The organism is Bordetella petrii, assembly GCF_020991325.1.
Classification (GTDB): domain Bacteria; phylum Pseudomonadota; class Gammaproteobacteria; order Burkholderiales; family Burkholderiaceae_B; genus Bordetella_A; species Bordetella_A petrii_E.
Genome location: NZ_JAJMLX010000206.1, coordinates 1 through 8,378, shown reverse-complemented (window position 1 = coordinate 8,378; position 8,378 = coordinate 1). Strand labels below are relative to the sequence as shown.

General features: G+C 67.2%; 8 protein-coding genes. All 8 read right to left on the bottom strand.

Annotated elements, in window-relative coordinates; translation table 11 throughout:
- Positions 1–127 (bottom strand): SDR family NAD(P)-dependent oxidoreductase (locus LPZ50_RS18040; RefSeq protein ID WP_230663273.1); only part of this gene is annotated, 127 nt, incomplete at its 3' end.
- Positions 124–2,475, bottom strand: coding sequence for a bifunctional salicylyl-CoA 5-hydroxylase/oxidoreductase (locus LPZ50_RS18035; RefSeq protein ID WP_230663271.1), 2,352 nt, complete (start codon positions 2,473–2,475; stop codon positions 124–126). The genes LPZ50_RS18035 and LPZ50_RS18040, both read right to left, overlap by 4 nt.
- Positions 2,476–2,646: 171 nt before the next feature.
- Positions 2,647–3,624, bottom strand: a complete 978-nt coding sequence (locus tag LPZ50_RS18030) for an ABC transporter ATP-binding protein (protein WP_230663269.1) — start codon at positions 3,622–3,624, stop codon at positions 2,647–2,649.
- A complete protein-coding gene (locus LPZ50_RS18025; protein ID WP_230663267.1) occupies positions 3,621–4,616 on the bottom strand; it encodes an ABC transporter ATP-binding protein in 996 nt (331 codons plus the stop codon). The genes LPZ50_RS18030 and LPZ50_RS18025 overlap by 4 nt, the downstream gene beginning before the upstream one ends.
- Positions 4,613–5,485 (bottom strand): ABC transporter permease, encoded by an 873-nt coding sequence (locus LPZ50_RS18020; protein ID WP_230663265.1) that lies wholly within the window; start codon positions 5,483–5,485, stop codon positions 4,613–4,615. Before LPZ50_RS18020 ends, LPZ50_RS18025 begins: the two co-directional genes overlap by 4 nt.
- The gene (locus tag LPZ50_RS18015) at positions 5,482–6,423 is read right to left on the bottom strand and encodes an ABC transporter permease (RefSeq protein ID WP_230663263.1); all 942 of its coding nucleotides are present in this window, start codon (positions 6,421–6,423) and stop codon (positions 5,482–5,484) included. Before LPZ50_RS18015 ends, LPZ50_RS18020 begins: the two co-directional genes overlap by 4 nt.
- The gene (locus LPZ50_RS18010; RefSeq protein ID WP_230663260.1) at positions 6,420–7,559 is read right to left on the bottom strand and encodes an NAD(P)/FAD-dependent oxidoreductase; all 1,140 of its coding nucleotides are present in this window, start codon (positions 7,557–7,559) and stop codon (positions 6,420–6,422) included. The genes LPZ50_RS18015 and LPZ50_RS18010 overlap by 4 nt, the downstream gene beginning before the upstream one ends.
- A partial coding sequence (locus tag LPZ50_RS18005; RefSeq protein ID WP_230663258.1) for a (2Fe-2S)-binding protein occupies positions 7,556–8,378 on the bottom strand: 823 nt, incomplete at its 5' end. The genes LPZ50_RS18010 and LPZ50_RS18005, both read right to left, overlap by 4 nt.

Sequence of the window (8,378 nt, the reverse complement as noted above, 5' to 3'; positions counted from 1 at the left end):
CGCGGCCCAGCAGCGTCAAGGCGGCGCCGCGCTGCAGCAGCGCCTGGGCGCAGGCCAGTCCGATGCCGCGGGCGCCGCCCGTCACCAGCGCATGCCGGCCCGCAAGGGAAAGTGCCGAATCGTTCATTTCGCGTCCTGTTGCGCCAGCGCGGCGGCGCGTTCGAAGTTGGTTTCCAGCTGCCGCTTGCCCGCCTGGTACTGGCGCGGCCAGGTGGTATCGCAATAGCCCACGCGCGCGGCCTCGCGCAAAGTCCAGGATGCATCGGCCAGGTGCGGGCGCGCGAGCGCGCACAGATCGGCCCGGCCCGATGCGATGATGCCGTTGGCGTGGTCGGCATCGAAAATGGCGCCCACCGCGATGGTGGGAATGCCGGCCTCGTTGCGCACCCGGTCGGCGAAGGGCGTCTGGTACATGCGCCCGTATACCGGGCGCTGATCGGGGCTGACCTGCCCCGACGAGCAATCGATCATGTCGGCGCCGGCCGCCTTGAAATGGCGCGCGATCTCGACCGCGTCGTCGGCGGTAATGCCGCCTTCCACCCAGTCGTGCGCCGAAATGCGCACCGACATGGGCTTGTCCTGGGGCCACGCCTCGCGCACCGCGCGGAACACTTCCAGCGGATAGCGCAGGCGGTTTTCCAGGCTGCCGCCGTAGTCATCATCGCGCTGGTTGGTCAGCGGAGAGATGAAGCTGGACAACAGATAACCGTGGGCGCAGTGCAATTCCAGCCAGTCGAAACCGGCCTGCGCGGCACGCCGCGCCGCGGCCGCGAAATCGTCGCGCACGCGGTCCATGTCGGCGCGGTCCATGGCGCGCGGGGTTTGCGACACCCCCGGCAGATAAGGCAGCGCGGACGCCGACAGCAGCGGCCAATTGCCTTCCGGCAAGGGGTAGTCCATTTTCTGCCAGCCCAGCTGGGTGGACCCCTTGCGGCCGGCGTGGCCCAGCTGGATGCCGATGCGCGCATCGCCGTTGGCATGCACGAAATCGACGATGCGGCCAAAGGCCCGCGCCTGGCCGTCGTTCCACAACCCCGGGCAGCCCGGCGTGATGCGCGCGTCCGGTGAGGGGCAGGTCATTTCCACCATGACCATGCCGGCGCCGCCCAGCGCGCGGGCGCCCAGATGCACCAGGTGGAAATCGCCCGGCACGCCGTCCACGCAGGAATACATGGCCATGGGCGAGACCACGATGCGGTTCTTCAGTTCCACCCCGCGAACCTTGTAGGGCGTCAGCATGGGAAGCGGCGGCCGCGCGCCAGGCGCGTCGGCGGCGCCAGCCTGCCTGGCCAGCTGCCGCTCGTAGCCCCGCAGCCACTCGGCATCGCGCACGCGCAGGTTCTCGTGCGAAATACGCTGCGAACGGGTCAGCAGCGAATAGGCGAACTGTTCGGGGTCCAGCCCCGCGTAGCGCTGCACGTTCTCGAACCATTCGGTGGAATTACGTGCGGCGTTCTGGATTTTCAGCACTTCCAAGCTGCGCACATCTGCATAGTGCTGCAACCCTTGGTCCAGGCCGCCTTGCGCGCCCCCCAGGCAGCGCGCCAGTTCGATAGCGTCTTCCAGCGCCAGCTTGGTGCCCGACCCCACCGAGAAATGCGCGGTGTGCGCGGCGTCGCCCATCAGCACCACCGGCACGCGGCGCTGGCCGCGCGGCGTGTCCAGCGTGTTCCAGTGCACCCAGGTATTGCAGATGACGCGCGGGAAGCGGATCCAGATGGCAGCCCCCCGCAAATGCGCCGCGTTGCTGATGAGCTTGTGGCCATCCAGCCAGGGCGCGAACAGCTTTTCGCAGAAGGCGATGCCCTCTTCCTGGCTCATGTCGGCAATACCCGCGGCCTGCCAGGTTTCTTCCGGCGTTTCCACGATGAACGTCGACAGGCCGTCTTCGAAGCGGTAGGCGTGCGCCTGGAACCAGCCGTGTTCGGTCTGCACGAAGGCAAAGGTAAAGGCGTCGAATACCTTGGTAGTGCCCAGCCACACGAAGCGGCAGCGCCGCGTGTCGATATCGGGCTGGAAGGTATCGGCGTAGCGGGTGCGCACCCCGCTGTTGATGCCGTCCGAGGCAATGACCAGATCGGCGTCGTACTGCCGCGCCACGGCCTGGTCGTCCTGCACCAGGGTCTCGAACACCAGTTTCACGCCCACCTCTTCGCAGCGCGCCTGCAGGATATTCAGCAGGTGCTTGCGGCCGATGCCGATGAAGCCGTGCCCGTGCGTGCGCACGCTATGGCCCTTGAAGTGGATGTCGATGTCGTCCCAGTGGTTGAACGCATCGCCGATGGTCTGCGCGGACACCGGGTCGGCCTGGCGCAGGTTGTCCATGGTGGCGTCGGAAAACACCACGCCCCACCCGAAGGTGTCGTACGGACGGTTGCGCTCGATGACGGTGACTTCGTTGGCGGGATCCCGCAGCTTCATCAGCAGGCCGAAGTACAGGCCGGCGGGGCCGCCGCCCAGGCAGACGATTTTCATTGCGCGACAGGCTCCGTGAAACCGGGCAGTGGCAGGCAACTGCGCCACGCCAATTAGTTTAGGTTTCAACTATATACCGCAAGCGAAGGCCACGCAAGGAATGCGGGTTTACACCAATACAGGTAAAGGATAGCCGGCGGGGCTGCCCACGGGCAGTCCCTGCCCGGCGCCTCAGGCGGGTTCGACCAAGGGATGAAAGCAGGCGGCCATGCGTGGGGCTTGCAGGGTAGCCAGAGCGGGCACGCGGGCGGAACAGTCTGCCTGGGCCCGCGCGCAGCGCGGGTGGAACGTGCAGCCCGGGGGCAGATTGGTCGGGGCGGGAATCTCGCCTTCGATGCGCGCCAGGCGAATGCGCGCGCGGGGATCCGGAACCGGCGAAGAATCCCGCAGCACCCGGCTATAGGGGTGCAATGGACGGTCCAGCACCTGGGCGGTGGGGCCCTGTTCGATGATGCGGCCCAGGTACATGACGCAGACGGTATCGCAAAAATGGCGCACCACTCCCAAGTCGTGCGACACGAATACGAACGACAGGCCCCGTTCCCTTTTCAGGCGCTCGAGTAATTGCAGGATCTGGGCTTGCACCGATACGTCCAGTGCCGATACGGGTTCGTCGGCCACGATGAGTTCCGGATCCAGTACCAGCGCGCGCGCAATGCCGATGCGCTGGCGTTGTCCGCCCGAGAACTCGTGAGGGTAGCGGTCCAGCGCGGACACGGGCAGGCCCACTTCCTGGATGATGTGTTCCAGCTTGGCGCCGATCTGCGCCGGGGAGCCCAGCCTGTGTACGCGCAAAGGCTCGGCCAGCGCCTGGCGCACCGTCAGGCGCGGGTTGAGCGAGGCGTAGGGGTCCTGGAACACGATCTGGATCCGGCGGCGCAAGGCGCGCATCTGGGCGGCGTTGGCCTGCCGCAGGTCCTTTCCGTCGAACTCGACGCTGCCCGAATCCGGTTCGATCAGGCGCAGCAAGGCGCGCGCCACCGTCGACTTTCCGCAGCCCGACTCGCCAACCAGGCCCAGCGACTGCCCGCGGGCGACCTCGAACGATACGTCATTGACCGCGCGCACCACCTGCCGCGCCCCGCCCAGCCAGCCGCCGCCGCTTTCGAAATGCTTGACCAGATTGCGTACTTGCAAGAGTTTGCTCATGCCTGTCCTTGAATGCTCGGTGCGCGCACCAGGCAGCGCACTTGGTGTCCATCCCCCACCGCTTCCAGTGTGGGCCGCAGCTGCTCGCAGCGCGGCTCTTTCAAGGGGCATCTTGCGGCGTACGCGCAACCGCCCGGCATGGCGGTAATGGCGGGCACGCTGCCCGCAATCGGCTCCAGCACGTCGGTATCGGTGTCCACGCGAGGCATGGCACGCAGCAGGGCCTCGGTGTACGGGTGGGTTGGACGCGCGAACAACGTCTCGACATCGGCCGTCTCCACCACTTCACCGGCATACATCACGGCTACGCGGTCGGCGATCTGCGCCACCACGCCCAGGTTGTGCGTAATGAACAGCACCGCCATGCCATGCGCGGATTTCAGTTCCGCCAGCAGGCTCAGGATCTGGGCCTGGATAGTCACGTCCAGCGCGGTGGTGGGTTCGTCGGCAAGCAGCACCTTCGGTTTGCATGCCAGGGCCATCGCAATCATGACACGCTGCCGCATCCCACCCGAAAACTGGTGCGGATAATCGTCGAACCGGCGCGCCGCCGCGGGAATTTTCACTTCCTCCAGTACCTGCAGCGCCGCCTTGCGCGCCTGCGCCCACGACATGCGCCGATGCTGGCGGATGGCCTCGGCAATCTGGTCGCCCACCGTCATGGTGGGGTTCAGCGAAGTCATCGGTTCCTGGAAGATCATGGCGATGGCGTCGCCGCGCAGGCGCGACATGCGCTTTTCCGGCAACTGCGCCAGGTCTTCGCCTTCCAGCAGGATCTGCCCCCCGCCGTGCCGGGCTCCTGCCTGCGGCAACAGGCGCAGAATCGACAATGCCGTTACGCTCTTGCCGCTGCCCGATTCGCCCACCACCGCCAGGGTTTCATTCCTTCCAACCGACAGCGATACGTCGCGCACGGCGGCATGCCAACCGCCCCCCACCCGGAACTCCGTGCGCAGATTGCGCAGCTCGAGTACTGAATCAGCCTGGCTCATGAACGCTCCGAACGCAGTTTGGGATCGATGGCATCGCGCAACGCGTCGCCCAGTAAGTTGAGGGCCAGCACGGTCAACAAGATCGCGATGCTGGGGAATACTGTCAGCCACCAGGCGTCCAGGATATTCTCGAACCCCTCGCGGATCATCCCGCCCCAGGTGGCCGCGGGCGGCGGCACGCCCAGCCCGATGAAACTCAGCGACGCCTCGGTGCGGATGGCCGATGCCATCCACAGCGAACCCAGCACCACCACGTCGGAAATCATGTTGGGCAGGATATGCACCCCCATCAGCCGCAGCGGGCCGTAGCCCAGCGCCCTGCCTGCCTCGACGAAATCGCGTTGCTTCAGGGCGATGGTGGGCGCGCGCGCCACGCGCACGAAGGGCGCGATCTCGGTAATGGCAATGGCGATGATCAGGTTCTCCAGGCTGGCGCCCAGCATCGCCGCCACCATCAAGCCCAGCAGCAAGGTGGGGAACGACAGCAGCACATCCACGAAGCCCATGATCAGTTGGTCGACCAGTCCGCCCACATAGCCCGCCACGATGCCCAGCGTGGCGCCTATGCACATGGCGATCAGGATGGCCACGAAACCCACCAGCAATGACACGCGCGCACCGTACAGCAGGCGGGACAGCACGTCGCGGCCGTAACTGTCGGTGCCCAGCCAGAATTCCGCCGAGGGCGGCTCCAGGCGCGAGACGATGTTCTGCTGCAAGGGGTCGTGCGGAGCCAGCCAGGGCGCCAGTACGGCGGCCAGCACGATCAGCAGCAGCAGGCCCAGCCCCACCCATGAAAGACGATTCTTGCGCAAGGCCTGCAACAAGGCATTGGGCTGCGCGACGGAAAGCGTGGCGGCAACACTCATTTGTATTTCACCCGAGGATCGACCAGCCCGTACACCAGGTCGGTCAGTAGATTCACAACGATCACGCACGAGGCAAACACCACCATCAGGCCTTGTAGCAAGGTATAGTCGCGCGCATTCAAGGCGCCCAGGATCAGCTTGCCCAGGCCAGGGCGGTTGAACACGATCTCGGTCAGCACCGAATTACCGATCAGCGTGCCGAAATACAGGCCCACCACGGTCACGATGGGGATCAGCGCGTTGCGCAGTCCATGCCGCAACACCAGCCGCAGGGGCCGCACCCCCTTGGCGCGCGCGGTGCGCACGTAGTCCTCGCCCATCACCCCCAGCATCGACGAACGGGTCACCCGCATGACGTAGGCCGTCATGATCAAGCCCAGGTTGAAGGCCGGCAGCACCAGGTTGCGCAACTGCGTGCCCCAGTCGCCCGATACCGACGAACCAATGACCGGAAACCAGCCCAGCTGAATGGCGAATACCAGCAGCATGAGAATGGCCGACACGAAGGCGGGAAACGACAGGCCCGTCAGCGACAGCACACGCCCCAGGTAGTCGGGCCAGGCATTGCGGCGCAGCGCGGCCCAGATCCCCATGGGCAGGCCGAACAGCACGCCGATCAGGATGGCCGCCGCCGTCAGCTCCAGTGTCCAGGGCAGCACCAGCGCTACTTCCTGCAGCACCGTGCGGCCGCTGGCCATCGACACGCCGAAGTTGCCTGTCAGCATGTCGCCCAGGAAGTGCAGGTACTGCACGTGCGTCGGCAAGTCCAGCCCCAGGCGGTCGCGCAACGCGGCCAGGGCTTCGGCGCTGGCCTGGTCGCCCAGCATGACCGCGGCGGGGTCGCCGGGCACCAGCCGCACCAGCACGAACACCGCCGTCAGCATGGCCAGCAAGGTGGGAACGGCAAGCAGCAGCCGCCGGATTGCGTAGCGCGTCATGTATGTTTCTCCTGGCCCGCGGGGGCCATCAGGCGTTGCGCCGACAATTTGCCGATAGCCCGGGACGTAGCGCCCCGCACCACCAGGTCAGCCAGGGCTGCGCCCACGACCGGCACCAGCTGGAACCCGTGGCCCGAGAACCCGAAGACATGGAACACGCCCGGCGCATTCGGCGACGCGCCTATCACGGGCAGCAGGTCTTCGGTCTTGGCTTCCAGGCCGGCCCAGACGCGCACGATACGCACGTCGCGCACCGCGGGAAATAGGTCGGTGGCGGCGCGCGCGCCTTTGGACAGCACTCCCATGCGGGCCGTGGAAGTTTCGCGGTCCAGGTCGGGAACGCCCTGCAGTCCACCGCCTATTACCAGCGTGCCCTGGTCCGACTGCTTGAACGACAGCGACCGCCCCATGATCGCCACCACCGGCTTGATGAAGGGACGCAGGCGCTCGCTGACCATCATCATGGACGATTTGGTGGCAAGCGGGATTGCATCGCCCACCATGCCGGCAACGCGCGCGCCCCAGGCTCCGGCCGCGTTCACCAGCACCGGGGCGCGCCATTCGCGCCCGCCGGCCGCGACACACCAGTCGTCGCCCCGCCGCTCGATAGATGTCACGCCGCATTGCTCGACGATCGCCGCGCCCGCCGATTCCGCGCACCGGCGGAATGCCCGCAACGCGCGATGGGGGTCGGCCGCGCCATCACGGCGCGCCAGCGATGCCCCCAGGCAATGGGGGCTCAGTTCCGGCAGCCAGCGCCGCAGCTCCCGGGCATCCAGCAGTTCTTCATGCGTGTAGCCGTCGGCCTGCAAGGCATGCACATGCGCCTGCAGGCGCGCCAGCGCGGCCGGGGTTTCCGCCACACAGATCTGGCCGTTGGCATGAAAGCCGCAGTCGTCGCCCACCAGTTCCTCCAGCCGGTGCCACATCTCGATGGCCTCCAGCGACAGGTCCAGTTCGCCCCGGTCGCGATTCAGCGTGCGCACGCCGGCGGCGGTGGCGCCCGAAGCATGGCGCCCCACCCATGCCCGTTCCAGCACGGCCACGCGCTGCCCCGCGCGCGCCAGGTGCAGCGCGGCCGACAGGCCATGCAACCCGCCGCCGATCACGATCACGTCAGAATGCCGCGCGCTCATGACGCGGAATCCCCACTGTCCAGCGAAGCCAGCTCGCCCAGTGTCAACGGTTTCAAGGGAGGACGGATGCGGTAGAAGCCCACTTCAGCCACCGGCCTGTCCTGCGCCTGGGCCAGGATGTGCGCGATGGTGTAGCCGCATTGGCGGCCCTGGCAGGGCCCCATGCCGGCCCGCGTAATCGACTTGATCTGGTTGGGGCCGGGCCGCCCCACCGCCGCCGCCTGGCGGATATCGCCTGCCGTCAGCTCTTCGCAGCGGCACACCACCGTGTCATCCGAAGGCGCGAAGACGCTGGCGCGCGGGGGATACAGGGCGTCCAGCAAAGGCCGCAGCCGCAGCTCGGCCGCCAGCCGCTCGCGCAAAGGCCGCGCACGGGCCAGCGCCTGTTCGGACGTGAACCGGCCCGCGGCCAGCGCGATACCGATGGCAGTCAGTTCGCCGCGAATGCACGCGGATCTGGCGCCGCCTATGCCGGCACCGTCGCCCGCCACATAGACGCCGGGCTGGCTGGTCTGGCCCCATTCGTCCACGTCCGGCGCCAGGCAGGCTTGCACCGGGTTCCAGTGGTGGCGGCATTCCAGCGCGCGCGTCATGTGGATAGAGGGAACGACACCTTCGTGCGCCAGCAATACACTCGCGGGCTGGCGTTCGGTACGGCCGCTGCGCAAGGTATATTCGATTTCGCTCAGGCGTTCTCCGCCCAGCGCGCGCAGGCTTGCCACGCTCTTGATGTGCCTGACCCCGGCGCGGCGCAACTGGCCCTGCCAGCCCAGCCCCTTGGCCAGGTCGCGCCAGCCCGCGAGCGCGGCGGCCATGTGC

What these genes read in the sequence shown, in the direction of transcription:
- LPZ50_RS18035 (WP_230663271.1), bottom strand. Translation starts at nt 2,475, where the DNA reads ATGAAAATCGTCTGCCTGGGCGGCGGCCCCGCCGGCCTGTACTTCGGC.
- LPZ50_RS18030 (WP_230663269.1), bottom strand. Translation starts at nt 3,624, where the DNA reads ATGAGCAAACTCTTGCAAGTACGCAATCTGGTCAAGCATTTCGAAAGC.
- LPZ50_RS18025 (WP_230663267.1), bottom strand. Translation starts at nt 4,616, where the DNA reads ATGAGCCAGGCTGATTCAGTACTCGAGCTGCGCAATCTGCGCACGGAG.
- LPZ50_RS18020 (WP_230663265.1), bottom strand. Translation starts at nt 5,485, where the DNA reads ATGAGTGTTGCCGCCACGCTTTCCGTCGCGCAGCCCAATGCCTTGTTG.
- LPZ50_RS18015 (WP_230663263.1), bottom strand. Translation starts at nt 6,423, where the DNA reads ATGACGCGCTACGCAATCCGGCGGCTGCTGCTTGCCGTTCCCACCTTG.
- LPZ50_RS18010 (WP_230663260.1), bottom strand. Translation starts at nt 7,559, where the DNA reads ATGAGCGCGCGGCATTCTGACGTGATCGTGATCGGCGGCGGGTTGCAT.